This window comes from Acinetobacter sp. 789_lipA, assembly GCF_058242845.1.
Genome location: NZ_JBZAYS010000008.1, coordinates 1 through 1,233 on the forward strand (window position 1 = coordinate 1; position 1,233 = coordinate 1,233).

Below are 1,233 nucleotides of genomic sequence, written 5' to 3' on the forward strand. Positions count from 1 at the left end.
TTAAGTCGGATGTGAAATCCCTGAGCTTAACTTAGGAATTGCATTCGATACTGGGAAGCTAGAGTATGGGAGAGGATGGTAGAATTCCAGGTGTAGCGGTGAAATGCGTAGAGATCTGGAGGAATACCGATGGCGAAGGCAGCCATCTGGCCTAATACTGACGCTGAGGTACGAAAGCATGGGGAGCAAACAGGATTAGATACCCTGGTAGTCCATGCCGTAAACGATGTCTACTAGCCGTTGGGGCCTTTGAGGCTTTAGTGGCGCAGCTAACGCGATAAGTAGACCGCCTGGGGAGTACGGTCGCAAGACTAAAACTCAAATGAATTGACGGGGGCCCGCACAAGCGGTGGAGCATGTGGTTTAATTCGATGCAACGCGAAGAACCTTACCTGGTCTTGACATAGTAAGAACTTTCCAGAGATGGATTGGTGCCTTCGGGAACTTACATACAGGTGCTGCATGGCTGTCGTCAGCTCGTGTCGTGAGATGTTGGGTTAAGTCCCGCAACGAGCGCAACCCTTTTCCTTATTTGCCAGCGGGTTAAGCCGGGAACTTTAAGGATACTGCCAGTGACAAACTGGAGGAAGGCGGGGACGACGTCAAGTCATCATGGCCCTTACGACCAGGGCTACACACGTGCTACAATGGTCGGTACAAAGGGTTGCTACCTAGCGATAGGATGCTAATCTCAAAAAGCCGATCGTAGTCCGGATTGGAGTCTGCAACTCGACTCCATGAAGTCGGAATCGCTAGTAATCGCGGATCAGAATGCCGCGGTGAATACGTTCCCGGGCCTTGTACACACCGCCCGTCACACCATGGGAATTTGTTGCACCAGAAGTAGGTAGTCTAACCGCAAGGAGGACGCTTACCACGGTGTGGCCGATGACTGGGGTGAAGTCGTAACAAGGTAGCCGTAGGGGAACCTGCGGCTGGATCACCTCCTTAACGAAAGATTGACGATTGGTAAGAATCCACAACAAGTTGTTCTTCATGACGATGTATCTGAGGGTCTGTAGCTCAGTTGGTTAGAGCACACGCTTGATAAGCGTGGGGTCACAAGTTCAAGTCTTGTCAGACCCACCAAATCTGACTAACAAGCATTGTTAAATGCTGAATACAGAAAAACAGAGACATTGACTTATTGATAAGCTGGGGACTTAGCTTAGTTGGTAGAGCGCCTGCTTTGCACGCAGGAGGTCAGGAGTTCGACTCTCCTAGTCTCCACCA

At 50.5% G+C, this 1,233-nt stretch carries 2 tRNA genes and 1 rRNA gene; all 3 read left to right on the forward strand.

The features are described 5' to 3' along the window. A 16S ribosomal RNA gene (locus tag AC4CUZ_RS19745) occupies positions 1–951 on the forward strand; the annotation flags it as partial. Positions 952–1,012: 61 nt separating this feature from the next. Continuing rightward, positions 1,013–1,089 (forward strand) — tRNA-Ile (locus AC4CUZ_RS19750). A gap of 68 nt (positions 1,090–1,157) precedes the next feature. Further along, positions 1,158–1,233, forward strand: a tRNA-Ala gene (locus AC4CUZ_RS19755).